Consider the following 20,171-nt stretch of genomic DNA (forward strand, 5'->3'; position numbering starts at 1 on the left):
AGCTTGAATCAGTTATCAGGCTAGTGGTTTGCTCTGAGCTAGTCTACGCCATAACCATTCCAATGGCCCTTGCTTGAAATACTTAAGGTAGACAGTTGCGAGCATGATTTGAAAAATAGAGAAACCAAGCGCAATCAACATATAGCCTGGCCTGTCGAGTGTGTTCACTAGTGTTGGCGCAAAATAGCGAAACACTAGTACTCCACAAATTGACTGCAGGATGTATAGGCTTAATGATAATTGGCCTACCTTCTGTAATGGCGCCAATACAGTGGAACGGTTTTGACATATTTTAACCAGTATATGAATGTAAATCAGCGCCATAGGTATTGCGCTGACGATAACGGCAACACCTGATAGGGTATTTAATATAGGATCTGTTGAAAGAGTCAGTAAGCTATCGAAAACCGATAATAGTACCGTCGCCACTGCCAGCTGGATAAGTTGGTTTTTGTTAAAGCCGTGCTCAAAAATGCCTTTACGGTAAAGCGCTATGCCAAGCAGCATTAAGCCTGCTGATAACCACATAAGAGTTAATGGGATAACAAATAGCATCGTTGCAAATATCGTCAATTGCATCGTCAGCTGTTCTGCATACGATCCAAACCATATTAGGGACTCCTCTTCAAATAGCGCAGATCCACGTATAAATTTTTCCTCGGGAGATAATAAGCTCATCAGGGTGAGGAGCAGCACAGGGGCAGCGATAAACAAAAGTGATTTTTTTAGCAGTTTATTGTGATCAAGTTTAAGGTAACAAAGTGCCACAAACCCACTGAGTGCATAGGTAAAAAGTACGTCACCAGACCAGATGAAAATAGCGTGTATCACCCCGAAAATCACAAGCCACTTCAACCTGGATTTCACTAATTGATAAGCATCTCTATTTTGTGCTGACAATCTGTCGAACTGAATCGCCAATCCCACCCCAAATAGCATTGAAAACAAACTAATGAAGCGGCCTTCAATAAAAAAATTGCTGAACAACTCCACTAAAATGTCATGCAATGGGTTGGATTCATGGCTGGCGTAGCCTGAAATAGCATTGCCAAAAAAGTAGATATTGATGAACAAAATGCCCAATACAGCTAAGCCACGAATAACATCGATATTAGCGTTACGATCAAAATCTGTCGGGTTCTGCGATGGGTTATTTATTATCACGGTTAACGGTTCCATGTTTTTTGCTTGCACTCCAAGTGCAATAATAGGCTAGACAATATTATACCAGTTCCATTAAATATGTGATCAATTCAGAGCTGTCTCAGGGCTTTCAATTCTAGGCGCATTGTTGAAGAAATGGTTATTCCCTTTTGAGACTTGCAACGCAGTAATGGAAGTCCTGAGAAGCTCACGTAGTGCGGGTTTAAAATCACTTTATGCTGCGTATGTGGTTTTCGATATAGAATAACTATTAGCTACAATCGACTTACTTGCCTACAGTGATTTTAATTCCCGCTGAATGACCAACTATTTAATGGAATTGGTATTAGCATTAAGCCGCTGGCGAAATCACGACATCTACAATCGATTACCTTTCATGTGGTTTGGGTATAAATCTGATTAAAATAAAACGTTAGCCAAAAAAAAAGCAATCCATATGGATTGCCGAATAATATGTTCAATTTACAGTGCGCTAGCGTTGAAACTGAATTTTTGTGCCAAACCTAACTAGGAATGCGCAGTAGGGAGTGATGATGAACAAAACAAATATTTAGCAGGGCATTTTCAGTGGTTAACCGACAAAATGGCTTACAAACATTAGCCTCATATAATCAGAGTGTGATAACTCTAGATGGTTCCCACTTTCTGCATTAACAAAAGTTTAGTTTTTGAAAAATCCGATATTCAGACGTGAGTGCACTCCCTCTACTTGAAAGAAACGTCTCCATCCTTGGAGACGTTGTGTTGCTTCGACTCGCGCTAATGCCCTATCGAATTTAGGTGTTGGATTAAATACATCCGCGTTTCTGTTGGTGTTTGACTTACCCAAAAACCACATAGGTAAGCAATCAGAGGGACCAGAAACAATAGTGTCATTAAGGCGATAGTAAGACCTCGTGCCGATAACTTAATACCGTTGCGAGTGCTAAACTGCAAAGCCTCTTTTGTGGGGCAGGCTGATACGCAGCGCATGCAGGCTTGGCATTCATCTGAGCGGATATTGATCTGACTATGTACCGAAATATTGGCAGGGCAGGCGCGGCTGCATTTATCACAGTTCATCCCTTTACTGTCAATCAAGCAATGCTGAGTATTGCGGCGAATTTTAAATGGACTTAAAAAACTGACTAGCCCGAGTAATGCACCATAAGGACAGATGTAACGGCAAAATCCTTGTCGGCGCCATAACGCCAGGCTCAGAATAAAGCTGAAACAGAGAAAAGTAACTAGGCCTGGAGTGATAAAAAACAGTGCCATTTTTAGATCGGCTATCTTGTGATAGTTGCCACTGAGGTAGTCAGGTATTCCCTGTGCAGGCATACCCACAATGATATAAAGTAACGCCAGTAAAAGAAGGTACTTCACCATTCTCAGTGGCCAATCTAGCCAAGCTGGTGGTAAATATTCACGTTTGATAAAGCGTATTCTGAGTTTATAGAGGTATTCGCCAGCTAAACCGAGCGGACAAGCCCAGCCACAAAAAGCACGTTTACAGATCAAGCCGGTTAGTAGTACTACTGTTAACATTACTGCCGCTGCAGGGTGAGTTTGATCCCAAATGCCGAGGCTGATAATTGCTTTGAGTTCGATACCGCCAGCAATGGGTAGGAATGCATCACCAACATCGGGACGCATAAGCCAAGGCGTAATCCCGGCTTTGAGCAGTGCGCTATTCACCGCAAACTGTATTCCAACCAGCAGCATCGATAGCGCTAACAGATGCTGCACCCCTTCGCGTAAGTTATTGCTCCTCATGTCGCCCTGAGCGACTTGGGGTTGAAACTTGCTGACTAAGCCAATAATGACTGCCGCAATGGCAAGAGCGGCGATTAGAGGCCAATATAGGCTAGATATGACTGCGGCTGAAACCAATACTCCGCTAGCTGCTGCCCCCCATTTTTTGCCACTCCAATAAAGCAAGCTAACGCTGTAGGTTAGTGCCAAAGTAAGCGTTAATGATTCGATAAAGCTCATAACGGTGTCAGTTTAATAATGATTGATACTAGTGTGAAACTTTTTAAAGGAAGAAGTTCTTGGAGTGTAAGCAGATTGTGGAGTAGGTCGTAAACTTGTGATTAAACTATAAGAAATAAGGCTTTGAGTTCACAAATTCGGTTCCTAAGCCACAGGGCGTAGGAACCGGACTTTAGTCGTCGCTTATTTGCCTTCTAATGCAGCAATAAACTTAGTCGACTCATCAATTGATTTGTTCATCTCTTTTATCAGGCCAGAAATGTCAGTTTGTAAACTGCTAAATTCACCCTTAATGGCGCCAATGGCTTGTGCGTTAAGGTTATGCTTTAAGTAAAGCATATTGTCTTTCATGGCCGTGAGTACCGGCGGCATTTTGCTTTCAGCACGACGCATGCTTTTGATCAGTTGAGTATATGAACGGCGAGTCTGTTTAAGCTTGGTTTCGCTATTTCGGCGCAGACTCGCTTTGCTTATCTCGGCTATCTCTGTCTGCCATTCATCGAATAATGCTTCGGCGACATCTTCAACTTTGTCGATGCGATTAGTGACATCATCGGCCGCATCTAGCGCCGACTCATATTCATCTTTGGCCTTGTTATAAGCACTTTCGAGATCGCCACCGTCATGGTTAAGTAGCGCCTGCATCTCTTCAAGAGCGGAGCTGAACTGCTCTTGTGCTTCCTCTTGAGATTCTTTGGCGTCTTCAACACGATCGACCATGATGTCGCGTTTGTGATAACCGACCTTTTCCATGGCGCCATAGTAGGCACTTTGGCAACCCGTCAGTAGTAAACCGCAACTTATGATGGCAACAGATAATATTTTTTTCATCTTATTCAATCCTGAATGTGATTCTAAAGCTTAACCCTAAACTTGTGTGTATTGGCGCTGGACTAATCGGCGCGATATTTAGCCGCATCGATAATGCTCCACAAATGGGCTATTGCACCGATGATTGCGGGGAATATTAACCACCACATGGCATAACCGACGATTACGACAATACAAAACACTAATGCAGCGAGTATACGACCTTGAACGAGTTGCCCAAGACCGGGAAAGAAAAAGCTTGCGATAGCGGCAATAACATTGCCAGCGGAACCCTGTTGAGACATCAATTCGATCCTTATACTTGTAAAGAGAAGGTTATAAGCTTTATTGTACCAATATAGATTTAAACAAATCATTTATCGTTGTACATATTCGGTACAACTTTAACAGAATCAAGAGTGACAAGTGAAAAATAAGATAGCAGTGAATCAATTTCGGTCTTTTTTGTGGAGTATTTGGGCATTTTTTTTACATTTGCTGCGCCGCTTCAAAGAAGATCAAGTCAATATTAAAGCGGGGCACTTAGCCTACGTAACGTTACTCTCGTTAGTACCGATTGTGGCCGTCATGTTTTCTATGCTGTCGGCTTTTCCAGTCTTTGCCGGTATTCGCGAGCAGTTGGAGGGGTTTGTGTATGACAATTTCTTACCTGCTGCTGGCGATACGGTACAGATTTATATTAATGAATTTGTGGCCAACGCCTCTAAAGGTACCACCGTTGGTATCGCAGCCCTTGTGGTAGTTGCATTAATGCTCATCTCTGCAATTGATAAGTCACTTAACAGTATTTGGCGTACCAAAGAAAAACGTCAAGTTGCGGTGTCGTTTTCGATGTACTGGATGGTACTGACGTTGGGGCCTGTTTTGGTAGGGGCAAGCTTGGTGGCTAGCTCCTATCTTGTGTCACTTCAGCTATTTGATGACTCTGAATTGTCGGGCGTGGTGCCGCTGATTATTGAGCGATTGCCAATGATATTTTCGGTGGCTGCTTTTTTGCTGCTCTATATGGTGGTGCCGAATAAGAAAGTTAAGTTTTTCCATGCATTACTGGGTGCCATTGTCGCCGCGATGCTGTTTGAACTGGGCAAGAAAGGCTTTGCATTTTATGTAACTCAATTCCCGAGCTACGAGGCTATTTACGGCGCATTAGCGGTGATCCCTATTTTATTTGTTTGGGTGTATGTCTCGTGGGTTATCGTATTGGTTGGCGCTGAGATAACCGCTGCGTTGCCGGAATATTTACGCGAACGACACCTGGCTAGGACGGCGCTATTATTAGAAAATTGCGGCGAAATAGAGACACCAGTGCCGGCTACCGATAGCAGCCCTGTTGATGCTGACAAGCTTAAATCGACATCTAAAGAGGGGCTTAAAGACAATGCTAAGGCTGCAGACGTTGATAGCGCGTGACTGGTTAGCGGTCGGTGATGAGCATGAATTATATATAAGCCAATACGGTAATCTTGATGGTATTCCGTTGCTGTATTTACATGGTGGCCCAGGGGCTGGCTGCTCATTTGATGAGTTAGGATTGTTCGACCTTTCGGTTTACCACGTGATTATGATGGATCAAAGAGGGGCGGGGCGTTCGCGACCTAGAGGAGGACTTGAGCACAACAGTGTTAATCATTTACTCACTGATATTGAACAGGTTAGAAAGTGGTTAGGTATTGCTAAGTGGGCGCTAGCTGGTGGCTCATTTGGCGCAACATTGGCGCTATTGTACGCTGGGTTTTATCCAAACCGAGTGACCAAACAAGTGCTGTGGGGCGCCTTTATTCCTAGCGAGGAAAGCATTCAATGGTTGTATGGTCAACAGGGGGCCGCTCGCTTATTTCCATCTGAGCATTTGGCCTTTAGTGTGGCAGCGGTACCGGGTAATCAACTCGATGGATTATTTTCATGTTACCGAGAGGGTTTCGACAATGATTCTACAAGCATTCGTCAACATTTTGTGAGGTGCTGGTTAAACTGGGAGCTGGCTTTGGCCTACCCTGGTTGTTTGCAAGTGGGTGAAAATGTCATTCTCAGTCAGGCATTAGCAAGCATCGAGCTTTATTATGTGACCCATAATTACTTCGGTGCCTTTGAGCTGCTGTCTGCCACTGTGATGGATATTCAAGCGGAAACGCTCATTATTCAGGGAGAGCTAGACAGGGTTTGTCCAAGCGGTTTTGTACATGGTTTTTTGCAAGATAAAGCAAATCATCAGATAAAGGTGATGGAAGTTAACGGCGGTTATCATGCATTGGCGGACGTCAAAATGGCGAATGCAATCGTGAGCGCCGTAAGGGAAATGGCCCTAAAAATAAATAAAGGAATTCGTATCCAATGAAAAAATTATTATTAGCAGGCTTGGTCATGAGCCTTAGTGCTTGTGCTGCAACAGAGAACAACACTGACGTTGAAGTAACGACTAAAACCCCTGATAGTGTGACTTTAGGTGGGATGACGAATGAACAAGCTTCAACAAAACTTTTAGAAGCATTGCTCAGTAAAAACTACTTAGCGACTAAAGCTGGGCCTAATGGCGTGGCGGTAAATTTTGATAATAGTCAGTTTATCCTGCAGCCAAGTATTAACCCTGAAGGTATCGACCGAATTTTAATGAACCGCTTTTATGCTATCCACCCTAAGTATGTGGGCAGCAAAGAGATGTTGATTATGATTGGTACGCTTAACCAAAAGCTCAACTTTGCAAAGTTTGTAGTTAGAGAACGAGGTGCTGTGATTCAAGTGCAAGGCGCCGCAACATTTGTTGATACCATTAGTATGGAAGAGATCCGTCGCTTTTTACTTTGGACCGATGAAGGCTTGCGTCAGGTTGCTAAATCGCTGCCTGAAGGCTCAGAAGATGTTATTAAGCCAATCCCTGTGATGCAACAGATTAAATCAATGTAAGTTTACCCGCTATAGAAAATCGCCTATGACTTACATGAGTAAGCTAGGCGCTTTTTTTTAGCTTTTTAAGTCGGAGAGTTTTTACGTGATAGCCCTGATTCAACGTGTGAGCGAAGCAAATGTAGTCGTTGATGGTGTGACCATTGGAGAGATAGATAAAGGCCTGTTGGTTTTGCTAGGTGTCGAGCGAGAAGATGATGTGGCAAAAATGAAAAAATTGGCTACTAAGGTAATGAGTTACCGCGTGTTCTCTGATGAAAATGGCAAGATGAACCTGAATCTAGAGCAGGCGGGCGGTAGTTTACTGGTGGTTTCACAGTTTACACTGGCTGCGGATACTGGCCGTGGTTTACGTCCCAGTTTCTCAGGTGCTGGTACGCCAGATCAAGCGCGTGAACTGTATCAAGCCTTTGTTGATTTCTGTCAGTCGAAAGGGGTCAATACTCAAACGGGGGAATTTGCCGCCGATATGAAAGTCTCATTAGTTAATGATGGCCCGGTGACGTTTAATCTACAGGTTTAGTTTGTCATGACATCAAAACCGATGGATGAAACGGCATTACTAAAACAACTACAACAGACTTGGTATCGAACCATACCCGTTAGCGAGTTTATGCAAGTGACGCCAATTGAGTTTAACGCCGACAGCTTTAGTGTTACAGCGCCATTAGAGCCGAACATCAATCTTCATCAAACAATGTTTGCGGGCAGTATTTATACCCTAATGGCATTAACTGGTTGGGGGATGATGTGGTTGCAGCAACAATTGGCCGAGGTTGATGGTGATATCGTACTGGCCGATGCACATATTCGTTATATTGCTCCTATCAGCGAAGCACCTGTTGCTAGAACCCGTTGGGCTGGTGCGGATCTATCTGTGTTACGGCGAGGTAAACGGGCACGAGTTCCTTTAACTATAGAGTTATATTGTGGCGATAAATTATGTGCTAATTTTGACGCTATATTTGTGAGTTTACCCACCAAAAATTTATAATTTTGTTGTTGAGACATTCAGATTAAATAGAAAAGCGACTCAACTGAGTTAAGTCGCTTAAGTTTGGTTATAGTCATCTATTTAGCGGTGAAATCATCCATTAAAATAACGCCAAGTGGTGTTCCGCCGCCGATATTATCAACTGCCGCGACGCTATAAATACCGCCTGCCATTAAGGATACCGCTAGTGGACCGATTGCAACGGTTTTGCTGTCGTGTGGTGTCACGCTAACAACATAGTCACCCGCTGTAATGGACAGTGCACCAGAGGCTGCCATAAAGGGCACATCGCTCAATGCGGGAGTTGCATCGCTGATATCATCAGTCGCAGTTAAGTAGATATCAACATTACCTGCAGAGTAAGAAGCATGGGCAATATTGAGCTTTGCTGCCGTTGCTATACGTCGAGGGCTATCCATCAATACCCACGGCATAATGTCATTCTCTGTGAGTGAGCCAACAGCAAGTGCCGAGTAACTCATACCTTGCTCTAAGGTCACAGCTGCCATGTCGATGACAACGACACTATTATCGCTATTAGCTGCCACGGTAACAGTGTGGTCCCCTTCGGGTACGTTCAAGAAGGGAGTTACTTGCTTGAATGTGAGCATAGCAACCGCAGGTGTTGTCCCCTCATCTAAAAATACATCGACAGCAGGCGCATCTGCGACCGCGTGGATAACTCTGAGGTCTGCTCCGGCATCTTTATCCTGTATTAATACTTGCCCTTCAGGAAGCGCTGCCAGCAGTGCCACGGGTGATGAACCGCTCCACACATTGGTGACCGCAGTGAGGAAATAGTCATTTAGTGCCATTAAAGCAACAGTACCTGAGTCATATACCACTGCTTTTTGATCGGCGACTGTGATACGAATTTGATAGTCACCAGCGGCGAGCTCAATTTGGGTGGTGTAAGCCATATAATCTAGCGATAGCGTGGGCGACATCATGCTGATGTCAGCGTCGACAGCAGTGACGTAGACGTCAACTTCGCCAACACCTACAGTGCCATGCAACACTTGTACTCGGGCATAATCAGCCGCAATATCGGCTGTAGGATTTTCAATAAGGGCAAGATCTAAGCTGTTGTCTGCGACGCTACCGACTGCGACCGCGGTGTATTCCATATCCGCTTCTGCATCCAAGAATGCAGTAAAAACAGTTTGTGTTTCGTCGCCAGGTAATTGGGCATCGACACTGATATCGTATTCAGCTGAGCTGACCTGCAGTAATCCTGAGGATTGAGCATAATCAACATCGGTGAGTAATGCGTTACCGTTGGCTAATATGTTGACCATGGGTGCATCGGCACTGGCATGAATGACACGAATTTGTGATGAAGCTGCAGGTTCAGGTAAAACGACTGCGATATTGTCATCGTCACTGCCGCAAGCGGTTAAGGCGAGTGTTGCAATAAGTAAGGCGCTAGTATGTAAACGTTGCATTGGATTTCCCTTCTTGTGTTGGGTTCCATTCGCTATACGGGCTTTCTAAAAACAACGATCACATTTTCGTTACATCTCTCTCTATAATCCAATTCACTTGCTGAATAATATTTAAACTATTTATCTGTTTTAATAGAGTATTAGTCTTATTCATTATTTTAAAAATTTATTTATAATTTCGAATGTTTTACTGGCATTAAAATGTAGTGATGAATATCGAATTGGAGTGTATGACGGTTTGATTGTAGAGACGAGTGGTGAGTTCTTTCGATTTAATCGAACAGTAAGCGGAGTTTTATCCGCTATTTTTGTCTTTTATTGCACTCTACACTGACGTCATTCGATTGAGCAGTTAAATTCATCTTAGCTTGATCATCATTATATGGAGTACGTTATGTCGAAAGTTCTAGTATTGAAATCAAGTATCTTAGGTGGCTATTCTCAATCTGCTCAATTAATAGAGCATCTAAGCCAGCAGTTTTTAGCACAAGGAAAGCTGCTCACTATCCGCGATCTTGCAGCTGAGCCTATTCCTGTTTTAGACGGTGAAATTGCGTCGGGTATGCAAGGTAGTGATGATTTATCGCAACGTCAACAAGATGCTATCGCACTGTCGAATACCTTAATTCAAGAGTTGAAAGAACACGACACCATAGTGATTGCTGCGCCAATGTACAATTTCTCTATACCGACTCAGCTTAAAAATTGGATCGATCTTGTTGCACGTGCTGGAGTGACTTTTACCTATGGCGAAAATGGCCCAGTAGGGTTGATTAAGGGCAAGCAGGCTATCGTTATTAGCACTCGAGGCGGCGTGCACAAAAATACCGCAGCAGATCATGTTGTACCTTACCTTAAAACGGTACTGGGTTTTATCGGCATTGATGACGTCGAATTTGTTTATAGCGAAGCATTGGCTATGGGGCCTGAAGCAAAAGAGCAAGGATTAGCCCAAGCAAAACAAGAACTGGCATTGATAGGTGCTTAATGACTTTCCACTGAATAACTGAAAAGGCCGCTAACATTAGCGACCTTTTTGTTGCTAAGTGATGCTAGCCCTGCGGCTTACAAGCCAATAGATCTTTAAGGGCGCCAGCATTAACCACACTGGCTAAACCGCTGGCGTTAAGTATATCGCAGCCCTTTTGCGCTCGGATACCCGCGCCGCAGTAGAGTAGAAACATTTGTTGTGGGTTGTTGATACGGACTACCCATGCCGCCAAGGCGTCCAGCGGCACATTGATCGCGTTTGGCAGATGGCCGTCAGCGAACTCTTGAGGACTACGAACATCAATAACAGTGGCGCCTTGTTCGATAAGCTGCCAACACTTATCTCCTGGCTGACAGCTAGACAGCGTCGAAAGTATAGGTTCAGACATGGACTCTCCTTTCACATAGCAATTTATATATTAGTGACACCTATTAAAACCGTTTATTAGATTTATTTCAATAAGATTTTTCTAATCAATTGTTCAAGGTTACTGATATAAAGATTATGCTAACTAACTCTGCTTCCAAAAGGAGCTATTTATAAAGGGGTTATGTCGACCACTTCTTAAAAATCAGTGAAGTATTAATCCCACCAAAGGCAAAGTTGTTACTCATGACATAATCAGTCTCGAGTAACCTTATATCATTCTGAATGTAGTCGAGCTGAGCACATTCAGGATCAATCTCGGTAAGGTTCAGTGTGGGGGCAAACCAGCCCTCGTTCATCATCTGAATACTGACCCAAGCTTCAAGTGCACCGCAAGCGCCAAGGGTGTGGCCAGTGTAACTTTTAAGTGATGAAATCGGCTGTGATGGGCCAAACACGACGTTGGTCGCCTGTGTTTCGGCGATATCGCCACGTTCAGTTGCCGTGCCGTGGGCATTGACGTAACCGATACTACTGGCGTCAATAGCAGCATCTTTAAGCGCGAGTCGGATAGATTTTTCCATCGTTCCTGCGTTTGGCTGGGTGACATGTAAGCCATCTGAGTTGGTACCAAAACCGACGATTTCGGCATAGATTTTAACGCCACGGGCTTGGGCGTGTTCGAGCTCCTCAAGCACTAAGGTGCAAGCACCTTCACCAATCACTAATCCATCACGCTGCTTATCAAATGGCTTAGGCGTTTGTGACGGTGTATCGTTTTGAGTGCTGGTGGCAAAAAGGGTATCGAACACAACGGCCGCAGTTGGGCATAACTCTTCACCACCACCGGCAAGCATAAGGTCTTGTTGGCCATATTTTATGGCTTCATAAGCATAACCAATTCCTTGGCTTCCGGAGGTGCAAGCACTACTGGTAGTATGCACTCGTCCTTTTAAACCAAAAAAAACGCCAACATTTACCGCGGTGGTGTGGGCCATCATCCTAATGTAACTGGTCGCTGTGACGCCTGACATATCACCGGTTTTCAGCATATCGCCAAAAGCGATAATGGGTTCGGTACTGCCGGTGGATGAGCCGTAAGCGATCCCCATCGCCCCCGATGTCACCACAGGGTCATCAAGCAGGTTGGCATCCATTAAAGCCAGTTCGCTGGCTCGCGTTGCCATAATGGAGACTCGGCCCATTGAGCGAATTTTTTTGCGAGTATAATGCGCGGGTTTCTCAAAATCAGTAATAGGCGCGGCTAAACGAGTATTTAGATCCTCAAATTTGTCCCACTCATCGAGTCGAACAACACAGTTTTTCTTAGCTTTAAGATTGCTCGCAATCGTTTGCCAGTCATGACCTAGGGCTGAAATCCCACCGATGCCAGTGATGACGACTCTGCGGGGTAGCGGGTTCATATCATGCCTCCATTAACGGAGATCACTTGGCGAGTGATGTAAGCGGCATCTTCAGACATTAAAAAGTTAGCCAACCCTGCAATTTCTGAGGCTTTACCCATACGTCGCATCGGGACGAGAGTATTGACCATCTCTTTGGGGATATCAGCCACCATATCGGTTTCAATTAACCCTGGAGCGATACAGTTGACGGTGATTTTGCGTTTTGCTAGCTCAAGTGATAATGCTTTGGTGGCACCGATGATCCCGGCCTTTGAAGCGCTGTAATTGACTTGCCCACGGTTGCCCGCAATACCAGAAACAGAGGCCATAGTAATGATCCTACCCCCTTGTCTAGCTTGTACCATTGGCATTACCGTGGGATGAATTACATTGTAAAAACCATCTAAATTAGTGTGTACCACGCTGTCCCACTCTGACTCTGTCATGGCGGGGAAAGCGGTATCGCAATTAATGCCGGCGTTTAACACCACGCCGTAATAGGCGCCGTGCTGTTCAATGTCTTGTTCAATGGCTTGCTTTACGGTTGCGCGGTCGGCGATATCAAATTTAAGGCAAGATACAGACGCACCCAGCTGCTCTAATGCTTGCTGCGTTTCGTTTGCGGCATCGATATTTTGATAATAATGCATTGCAATATCAAAGCCTGCAGCGGCCAGCTTTAATGCTATCGCTTTGCCTATTCCGCGGCTTGAACCGGTGATCAGTACTCTTTTAGTCATCTTTTCTCCCTAACAGCTCCGTTGTTATGCAAACTATCTTTAAGTTTCAATGGGATAATGCCGTTATCAATGATGTTTAATTCAATTTAGTATGTTTATTGTTCAGCCAGTCGCTTCGGCAATATAGTTTTTAGTGTCTTGAGGCTGAAAAACGTTCACATTTGCTTCGGCAACTATCTGTTCATTGTGTATAATTTTGCAGTCAAAAACCGCTAAGCCAGACTCTTCTTGATACAGTCGAGTGACTTGGGTTTGGTAGGTTTCACCCGCTTTAAAGTGCGAAATATGCATGTTCAGTTTGCGCGTTCCCAGTAAAAAACCCACTCTGATGATGTCTTGCCTAAGATGCGCTTCAATCCCTGCTAAAGCGGCAATGCTTTGCGCCATGTATTCAATGCCAACATAGTTTGGCACCCCCTGCAGGCTGTCATCAAAATAGGGACTGGTTGTCGTTATCTTAGTTTGTGTGAGTAAATTATCAGCTTCATACTCTAATAGATTACTGATCAGCACCATAGGTTGCCGATGAGGGATAAATTGCTCAACGTCTTGGCTGGCAAGGGTGGTTAAATCAAACATGTGGTTGAGTCTCATCAGTGGTTTTTGTATGGCGGCTGAATATGAGGCTTGCGTTGCTGCCACCAAAAGCAAATGAGTTGCTCATTACATGGTGTATCGTCGCTGTGTCGCCGGAGTTCACCAAAGGTAATGAGGGATTATCTGGGTCTTGCTGTTGATCCCATACTTGTGGTGGCAGTCTATTATCGACGTTTAAATCGCTGAGTAACAGGTAGCAAAAGGCTGCTTCAATCGCGCCAGCAGCGCCTAAGGTATGTCCGGTTAACGGTTTGGTTGAGCTGCAAGGAGGGAGCTGTTTAGTGAATACAGCAGTGACGGCTCGGCTTTCCATAGCGTCATTTTTGGGTGTTGCGGTGCCATGTAGATTTAAGTAGTTGATCTGCCCTGCATTCAAGCTTGCCATTTTTAACGCTGATTGCATGGCCATAATCGCGCCAGTCCCTTCAGGATGTGGTGCAGAAATATGATAAGCATCGCTGGATTCGCCCACACCGCTTAATACAATAGCATCACGTTCGGTTGCTCGCTCTAGGGTGAACAATGCAGCCCCTTCGCCAATATTAATGCCATCGCGGTTAGCACTGAATGGCTGACAATGGGCTTTGGATATTGATTCCAATGAGTTAAAACCATTGAGGGTCAATTGACACAAGGAGTCGACCCCGCCAACAATGACCATGTCACAGAGGTCAGCGTTGAGCAGTCGTCGTGCGCTGGCAAATGCTTTAGCGCTTGAAGAGCAGGCGGTTGAGACGGTAAAGCAAGGTCCGCTGAGCCCAAAGTAACTTTGTAAGAACAGACTGCTGTCGCCCAACTCTTGTTGTGAATAGTCATATCCCGCGGGAAATTCACCATGCTGATGATGATGTGCTAACGCCTGCTCGCCAGTGGCGATACCTGAGGTACTCGTGCCAATGACAACGGCAACTCGGTTGGCACCATATTGGGTGCTAGCTGCAATAACATATTGTTCGATTTGCTTGGCAGCAACTAGGGCGAGCTGATTATTACGGGTATCAAAGTGTCGCCATTGCGTCGTCAACTCCGGTAGTTTACTAGCCACTTCACCCACGAGTACCGGGCGATCAAACATTAAATCATCGCGCCATCTCATGCCGTCGACATTTGCGGTAATGAGATTATTAAGCACAGACGCGGAGGTGTCACCTAGCGGGGTACATAAACCTATTTGGGTTATTGCTATTGCGATATTTGACTTCACTTTAAATCACCATAATAGATTTATAACGGAGTGATGATGAGCTCGAAATCAGCAGCATCAATCCTCAATTCGACTTTGGCTTGCCATGGTTCAGGCCGACTATAACGGATGGTGACAATCGGCTGCGGATCTTCTGCATTAATCTTCATCTCTTTGCTACTCCCTCTCGGCACTGCAGCAAATAGCTTTCGGCAATAGGCACCATCGCAATTATAGCCCTGTATATAGCCATTTTGTAAATGGCGATTGAGGCTGTCTTCACGCCAATAGACAAGTTGCATAATAGCTAACAGATACTCGGCTTTAAATTGATTGCCGAGTAACGTGCTTTGCTCACTGATAAGCTTATCGCCATCATAAGTCAGCGTAAATAGTGGTTGGCCTAAAGGGGCTAAGCCAACTAACGTCAGCTGCTGCGGATTAAGCTCCAATTGAGTGAGCAGTTCATGCTGACTTGATTGGGTCTTTATGGTTGTTTTTTGAGTCAGGCTACGCTCAGTGAAAGGCTTTGACGGCTCAATTGTGCTGGCGTCGTTGAGCGGCGCCAGACAGTAACTGACGTTGCTTGGCAGTTCAACGCAGGTTTGTCTTTGCAAGGTTTGGCTGCAACCCGCTAACAGCAGCAAGCTAAAGCAGCTTATGCCTTTAAGAAAATGCGTTAGCTGCGACATATTTCTACAACCATATTAAGGCGTCTTTTTGATTCACTGACAAAGGGATTGTTTTGATCCCAAGCATAGCCCGCTAAAATTGAACAGATCATCTGCTTAATGGTGAGGTCGGGATCACTATAAAATATAGCGTCTTGAAAGCGGCAGTCGTACCAAGCTTCGACGTATGTTCTAAAGGTATCAACGCCTTTCATTAATGGCGTAGCGTATTCATCCTGCCAATCAATGGCTTCACCATCGAGTTGCTTGATAAGGGCTTTAGCCGCCAAAGAAGCCGATTGCATTGCGATAGTCACGCCGGATGAAAAGACCGGATCAAGAAACTCTCCAGCATTGCCTAAGAGCGCAAACTTATTAGTCGCTAAGGTCTTAACGTTAGCGGAGTATCCTTGTAGCAGCGCGGAGTCATTGACTAACTCTGCATTGGCGAGCAATTTTTTAAGCCCAGGTTCTAGAGATATCATCTGCAGCAGCACGTCGTCCAAATTGCCTGCTAAGTTACCGAGTTGATGTGGCTCTGCCACAACACCGACTGAGCAACGGCCATTGCTAAAAGGGATTAACCAGTACCAAATATCTTTATTATCAGGGTGAACACTGATGAGAATTTTATTACGGTCGAAATCAGGACAAGTAATATTGTCGTTGATATGGTTGAAAACGGCAGTACGCGTGGGTAAGTGTGATGGTTTTTCTAAGTCGAGTAATCGGGGTAACACTCGGCTAAAACCACTGGCATCCAGAATGAACTTTGCATTAACGGTGTAGGTTTCGCCGGCTTCATTTTGTACCGTTAGTTCAGGTACTGAGTCAAGGTTTACCGACTCTACTGACTGGCCATAGCGGATCTCTACCCCCTGCTTAGTGGCTTCGTCTGCCAGCAGTTTGTCGAACTGAGCGCGTTCAACTTGAAAAGTTGTCCCTGGGCCCGGGGTGAACTTGTCATTAAAGTCGAAGCTGGTGTATTGATCGCGACATCTAAACGCTGCACCATTTTTATATTGAAAGCCCGCCGCGTTAACAGCGTCGAGCATATTGGCTTCAGCAATCACTTGCATGCAGCAAGGGAGTAGGCTTTCTCCAATTGAAAAACGCGGAAAATGCTGCTTCTCTAGCACCAGAACGCGTTTGCCCTGAGCATGCAGTAAACTTGCCGCAATACTCCCTGATGGGCCCGCGCCTATGATGGCAACATCGACGTCTTCAACACGACTCTTTTCAACATCTTGAGTTATCGTGTTCTGATGTGCATTGGAGCTTAACATTGAGATGGTTTCCTTGTGTAAATTTGAATAAATGGCGACAGTAAAAAGGTAAAGCTAATGCCTATCAATAGGGTCAAACCAAATGCGCTAATGGCTGGGGTTTGGCTAAATGCAAGTAAACCAAAAGCGAGTAGTGTCGATATCGCTGACATGAGTACAGCCATCATCACCCCGCGTGTCTTTTGATTCGCTTCAGCAAAAAACAGGCTGTAGTCAATGCCAATCCCAAACACTAAAATCAGCGCCAACGCATGAAACAGAGTCAATGGCGCGTGCATTATCCCCAAGGTCGATAAGGTTAATATCGCAGCAAATCCGGGTACGCTCACCACTATTGAAGCAAGTTTTACACCGAATCTAAAGGTGAATATGCTTACGGCAGTGATCAATGCGATGACCAGCAGTGCCAGTGTTAGTTGACGATAGTGGCCCATTACTTTGGATATGTCGCCCACCTTATCCACTAAATCAACGTTGGGATTGTCGCTAAACAGGGCTGACAATGTGTCGAGTTGTTTAATGCCACCGAGTAATACAATGGATGCGCAGTCAGAGTCTTGTTGCGGCATTAGCCACATAGAGCTTAACTGCTGCCCTGCGGGAGATTGTAGGAAGTCTTCGACATGAATATAGCGGTTTTTTGCCGCAGTAAACTCATCCGCTAACGGCTGTTTAATGCTGTCTTCGATCCCCAAACGGTTAAGGATTTCGACTAAATGTTGCTGATAAATTTGCTGCTGTAACTGGTAGTTGCTTGCTTGTGTTTTTTCACTGGGCAGAAATTTACTCAAGCTAAAGTGATTGCCAAGTAATTGCTGTTGTTGTGCCGTCTCGAGAATAGGTTCGAGTTGCTCAAGCGCTTGCTTTACTTGTTCTTCAGTTTGTCCAGATACCAGCAGAAACTGATTATCCGTTCCGCCACTGAGTACGGTGCGTAGCGTGTCTTCTTGCTGCTGAATGGCTGCGGGTGTGTGTTGTAATTGACGAATATCATCATCGCTCTTAAGCTGCGAGAGCCCGACACCGATAAAAGCTACCGTGCTAAGTAACAGGATTACTGTTGATAATCGCGATGATGGTATGGCGCGCTTAAGCATAAAACCTTGGTATGTATCAGCAAACTCAAGCAGGCGTTGGCCGTCATTTAGTTTTGCACCCGCCAATTTAGGGTAGGCAAACACCAAGGTTAAATAAGCCCCTATTAGACCCGCAGCGCAAAATATGGCGACTTGTTGCATCCCAGGGAAAGGCGCTAGCCCCAGTGAGCCATAGGCGATAATACTGGTGACTAAGGCTAATGAAATCGCTGGCAGAATGGCTAATGAAGTCCGGTTAGCATCTTGCTGAGGATGATTTAATCGTTCGCAGTAAAAGTGAAAGCAGTAATCAATGGCGATGCCAATAAGGCTGGTGCCAAATACTAGGGTCAGTAAATGCAACTCGCCAAATACCACAAGCGTGAGTACGACGGCAAAAAGCAGGCTGCAGCTTAACGTAATGACAGCAATCATTAACGGCATGATGGAACGAAAGGCAAACCAGACTAAGGCGATAACCCCGATAAGCGAGATGAGGCCAATGCTTGAGACCTCTTTTTTTGCATTGTCAGTGGCTGCCGCGGCATGAAAAAGCGCGCCTGCGTGTATAAAATCAACCGCAGCAAATTCGGCACTGACCGCCCGCTGTGCAGTATTGAGTGCGCTCAGCTGTGATTGTTGAGCATTAGGACTAAAGACGCTTTGTAACCCTTTTGCCATCACGATAGCGACATAGCGTGGCGTAGCTTTAGCATCATTACTGGGTAGGCGAGTCACGAGCACAGCGTTCTCTACACTTAACGCTTGTTTAGGGGCCAGTGCGAGTAAGTTATCGGGGTAGAGCAACAGCGGGTCATGACTTATCAAGGCGCTATTGGCGTAACCAAAGGCGCTATAGAGTTTCTGTAAACTCGCTTGAGTTAGCTGTGGCCACTGATTTTGTGTGAGTTGCTGTTGTTGTTTATCGGTCAGTAGGTTGAATCGGTACGGAAAGTAAAAGGCGTTTAAGGCTTCGGCTTGCGAAATGTCAGCGCTACTGATGTCAGTGAACACCGCGGTGCTATTTGATTTTAACTGCTGCATGAGTGCAGATGCAGCGCTCACTGCTTGGTTTTTATCAGCACTAATAACCCCGATATAGAGTCGATTGGCTAACTGCTGTTCAACTTGAGCAATGGCACGTTGCTCAAGTGGTTTTTCACTTACTTTAGGCAGCATAGCCAAAATATCAGTCTGGATCTTGGCGCCAGATTGCCATTGCAAAAAACCCAGTGTTAACGTGAAAAATACCAATGTCAGCCAGACCAGTAACTTTTTACTTGGGCTGAGCGTGGCTAACACGCTAAATACGGCTAGAGGAGATGTTGTGCTCATCGGGTTTCTCTGCTGCTATCTTCCTGTGCGGGAGAAAAACGTGCTTTGTCTTGCTCAGTTAACGGCATTTCATTGATCGCCGAAAATTCGATGCGGCTGCTATCTTGGTTGTCACTGAATAGGATCAAGGTCTGGATCTGTTTCTCACCCATTAACACCAGCCTAGGGATCGCTTTTTTGACCAAAGGGTCTATTGGCGTCAAACCCAGTTGCCATTGTTCGTTGTCGGCGCTGGCGCTTTGTAAGCTCAATTGAAAATGTTGCTCGAGCGTGTGTAGATCACCACTGAGCAAGGCGTTAAGCAGGGTTGGCATTAATTGCGACAGTTGATTGGCCGTGGTGGATTGCTGTGCATCGCTAATGTGGACTTGCCCTTGACTGTCGATTTGAGTCAAGCGACCCGCTTGTAAGATTAGGGTGCTATTGAAGGGCGACTGCTGCTGCCAGATCACGCCGAGCTGTTTAGAAAAGACAAAACTGCCTTTACTGACCAGTGGCTTCTTAAGCACCTTTAAGTGCCGATACTGAGTAAATAACCCCTTCGCTTGTGAGCTTGGTGCTAGCTGCTTAGAGAGTTGGGTTAACTCATTCGATGATGCCGTTTGTGCAAATAAAGCATCAAAATCTGTCCCACTATGAGCCGAAAAACTCACGGCATTACCGATTAAGAGGATACAGGTTAATATAAACTGGCAGCTGCGCGACTCAGATCCTGCGAACGTCATTTATTTGAGCCTGTGGTCGGGGTCAGCGAAGCGCTTAATTGATCACTCGCATCGACAAGTTTGGCTATTTTATGTTGAAACACCTCAGGCGTAACAAAGCACAACTCTTGCGTTTGCATGTCAACCGCCGCTTGTATGGTATAGCCTTTGGTAATGCGTTTTTTAGTGACAGCATCCAATACTTGGTAATTAATTTTTAACCGATTCTCCCATTCAACGATGGCGGCTTTGATGATCACCTTTTGCTCAAAAGTACTCGACTGTACATACTTGATCTGTAAGTCGACAATGGGCCAGCTATAGCCTGAAGTTTGCATTGCTCGGTAACCGTAATCGATAAGATCGAGTAACTGGCAGCGAGCGATTTCAAAATAGCGCAGATAGTTTCCATGCCAGGTAATGCCCATTGAATCGACATCATGGAAAGGGATAACTATTTCAATTTCGGTGCTTATAATCCCTTTCATAAGGTCACTATCCTTGTTG

Annotated in this window: 21 protein-coding genes; 6 read left to right on the plus strand and 15 right to left on the minus strand. The window is 45.1% G+C overall.

The window, feature by feature from the left end; genetic code table 11:
- Nucleotides 1–15: 15 nt before the first annotated feature.
- The 4 genes from CXF82_RS19720 to CXF82_RS19735 form a co-directional block, all read right to left on the minus strand.
- The gene (locus CXF82_RS19720; RefSeq protein ID WP_102044805.1) at nucleotides 16–1,179 is read right to left on the minus strand and encodes a DUF418 domain-containing protein; all 1,164 of its coding nucleotides are present in this window, start codon (nucleotides 1,177–1,179) and stop codon (nucleotides 16–18) included.
- 744 nt (nucleotides 1,180–1,923) lie between these two features.
- The gene (locus CXF82_RS19725; RefSeq protein ID WP_101089548.1) at nucleotides 1,924–3,138 is read right to left on the minus strand and encodes a 4Fe-4S binding protein; all 1,215 of its coding nucleotides are present in this window, start codon (nucleotides 3,136–3,138) and stop codon (nucleotides 1,924–1,926) included.
- Nucleotides 3,139–3,321: 183 nt separating this feature from the next.
- The gene (locus tag CXF82_RS19730) at nucleotides 3,322–3,969 is read right to left on the minus strand and encodes a DUF2959 domain-containing protein (RefSeq protein WP_101089547.1); all 648 of its coding nucleotides are present in this window, start codon (nucleotides 3,967–3,969) and stop codon (nucleotides 3,322–3,324) included.
- A 62-nt stretch (nucleotides 3,970–4,031) separates the two neighbouring features.
- The gene (locus CXF82_RS19735; protein WP_101089546.1) at nucleotides 4,032–4,253 is read right to left on the minus strand and encodes a hypothetical protein; all 222 of its coding nucleotides are present in this window, start codon (nucleotides 4,251–4,253) and stop codon (nucleotides 4,032–4,034) included.
- A gap of 121 nt (nucleotides 4,254–4,374) precedes the next feature.
- On the opposite strand from CXF82_RS19735, the gene CXF82_RS19740 reads away from it, so the two are divergent.
- The 5 genes from CXF82_RS19740 (at nucleotide 4,375) to CXF82_RS19760 (ending at nucleotide 7,864) form a co-directional block, all read left to right on the plus strand.
- Nucleotides 4,375–5,379: a virulence factor BrkB family protein gene (locus CXF82_RS19740; RefSeq protein ID WP_257982829.1), complete on the plus strand. Its 1,005-nt coding sequence runs from the start codon at nucleotides 4,375–4,377 to the stop codon at nucleotides 5,377–5,379.
- Nucleotides 5,348–6,304 carry an alpha/beta fold hydrolase gene (locus tag CXF82_RS19745; RefSeq protein WP_101089545.1) on the plus strand — a complete coding sequence of 319 codons (957 nt, stop codon included), beginning with the start codon at nucleotides 5,348–5,350 and terminating at the stop codon, nucleotides 6,302–6,304. The genes CXF82_RS19740 and CXF82_RS19745 overlap by 32 nt, the downstream gene beginning before the upstream one ends.
- Nucleotides 6,301–6,870 carry a hypothetical protein gene (locus tag CXF82_RS19750; protein ID WP_102038711.1) on the plus strand — a complete coding sequence of 190 codons (570 nt, stop codon included), beginning with the start codon at nucleotides 6,301–6,303 and terminating at the stop codon, nucleotides 6,868–6,870. Before CXF82_RS19745 ends, CXF82_RS19750 begins: the two co-directional genes overlap by 4 nt.
- Nucleotides 6,871–6,955: 85 nt before the next feature.
- Nucleotides 6,956–7,393: a D-aminoacyl-tRNA deacylase gene (dtd, locus tag CXF82_RS19755; protein WP_101089543.1), complete on the plus strand. Its 438-nt coding sequence runs from the start codon at nucleotides 6,956–6,958 to the stop codon at nucleotides 7,391–7,393.
- A 21-nt stretch (nucleotides 7,394–7,414) separates the two neighbouring features.
- The gene (locus CXF82_RS19760; protein ID WP_102044818.1) at nucleotides 7,415–7,864 is read left to right on the plus strand and encodes a thioesterase domain-containing protein; all 450 of its coding nucleotides are present in this window, start codon (nucleotides 7,415–7,417) and stop codon (nucleotides 7,862–7,864) included.
- A gap of 77 nt (nucleotides 7,865–7,941) precedes the next feature.
- On the opposite strand, the gene CXF82_RS19765 is transcribed toward CXF82_RS19760, so the two are convergent.
- Entirely contained in the window at nucleotides 7,942–9,309 is a 1,368-nt protein-coding gene (locus CXF82_RS19765) for a DUF4397 domain-containing protein (protein ID WP_102044806.1), read from the minus strand.
- Nucleotides 9,310–9,703: 394 nt separating this feature from the next.
- Here CXF82_RS19765 and CXF82_RS19770 point away from each other — a divergent pair, with 394 nt between their 5' ends.
- Nucleotides 9,704–10,297: an FMN-dependent NADH-azoreductase gene (locus CXF82_RS19770; RefSeq protein WP_101089503.1), complete on the plus strand. Its 594-nt coding sequence runs from the start codon at nucleotides 9,704–9,706 to the stop codon at nucleotides 10,295–10,297.
- Nucleotides 10,298–10,361: 64 nt separating this feature from the next.
- Here CXF82_RS19770 and CXF82_RS19775 read toward each other — a convergent pair whose 3' ends face one another.
- The 10 genes from CXF82_RS19775 to CXF82_RS19820 form a co-directional block, all read right to left on the minus strand.
- Nucleotides 10,362–10,688, minus strand: a complete 327-nt coding sequence (locus CXF82_RS19775; protein ID WP_101089502.1) for a rhodanese-like domain-containing protein — start codon at nucleotides 10,686–10,688, stop codon at nucleotides 10,362–10,364.
- 160 nt (nucleotides 10,689–10,848) lie between these two features.
- Nucleotides 10,849–12,090 carry a beta-ketoacyl-ACP synthase gene (locus tag CXF82_RS19780; RefSeq protein ID WP_102044807.1) on the minus strand — a complete coding sequence of 414 codons (1,242 nt, stop codon included), beginning with the start codon at nucleotides 12,088–12,090 and terminating at the stop codon, nucleotides 10,849–10,851.
- Nucleotides 12,087–12,812, minus strand: coding sequence for a 3-ketoacyl-ACP reductase FabG2 (locus CXF82_RS19785; RefSeq protein WP_101089500.1), 726 nt, complete (start codon nucleotides 12,810–12,812; stop codon nucleotides 12,087–12,089). The genes CXF82_RS19780 and CXF82_RS19785 overlap by 4 nt, the downstream gene beginning before the upstream one ends.
- Before the next feature lie 102 nt (nucleotides 12,813–12,914).
- Nucleotides 12,915–13,391 carry a hotdog family protein gene (locus tag CXF82_RS19790; protein WP_102044808.1) on the minus strand — a complete coding sequence of 159 codons (477 nt, stop codon included), beginning with the start codon at nucleotides 13,389–13,391 and terminating at the stop codon, nucleotides 12,915–12,917.
- Nucleotides 13,384–14,613, minus strand: coding sequence for a beta-ketoacyl-[acyl-carrier-protein] synthase family protein (locus CXF82_RS19795; RefSeq protein WP_102044809.1), 1,230 nt, complete (start codon nucleotides 14,611–14,613; stop codon nucleotides 13,384–13,386). Before CXF82_RS19795 ends, CXF82_RS19790 begins: the two co-directional genes overlap by 8 nt.
- Before the next feature lie 20 nt (nucleotides 14,614–14,633).
- Nucleotides 14,634–15,284, minus strand: coding sequence for a DUF3261 domain-containing protein (locus CXF82_RS19800; RefSeq protein WP_101089497.1), 651 nt, complete (start codon nucleotides 15,282–15,284; stop codon nucleotides 14,634–14,636).
- Nucleotides 15,272–16,549 carry an NAD(P)/FAD-dependent oxidoreductase gene (locus CXF82_RS19805; protein ID WP_101089496.1) on the minus strand — a complete coding sequence of 426 codons (1,278 nt, stop codon included), beginning with the start codon at nucleotides 16,547–16,549 and terminating at the stop codon, nucleotides 15,272–15,274. The genes CXF82_RS19800 and CXF82_RS19805 overlap by 13 nt, the downstream gene beginning before the upstream one ends.
- Nucleotides 16,543–18,960: an MMPL family transporter gene (locus tag CXF82_RS19810; RefSeq protein WP_102044810.1), complete on the minus strand. Its 2,418-nt coding sequence runs from the start codon at nucleotides 18,958–18,960 to the stop codon at nucleotides 16,543–16,545. The genes CXF82_RS19805 and CXF82_RS19810 overlap by 7 nt, the downstream gene beginning before the upstream one ends.
- Complete coding sequence (locus tag CXF82_RS19815) at nucleotides 18,957–19,685, minus strand: outer membrane lipoprotein carrier protein LolA (protein WP_101089494.1); 729 nt, start codon at nucleotides 19,683–19,685, stop codon at nucleotides 18,957–18,959. The genes CXF82_RS19810 and CXF82_RS19815 overlap by 4 nt, the downstream gene beginning before the upstream one ends.
- Nucleotides 19,682–20,152, minus strand: coding sequence for an acyl-CoA thioesterase (locus CXF82_RS19820; protein ID WP_102044811.1), 471 nt, complete (start codon nucleotides 20,150–20,152; stop codon nucleotides 19,682–19,684). Before CXF82_RS19820 ends, CXF82_RS19815 begins: the two co-directional genes overlap by 4 nt.
- Between the last annotated feature and the right edge of the window lie 19 nt (nucleotides 20,153–20,171).

The organism is Shewanella sp. GutDb-MelDb (genome assembly GCF_002836075.1).
In the GTDB taxonomy this organism is placed as follows: domain Bacteria; phylum Pseudomonadota; class Gammaproteobacteria; order Enterobacterales; family Shewanellaceae; genus Shewanella.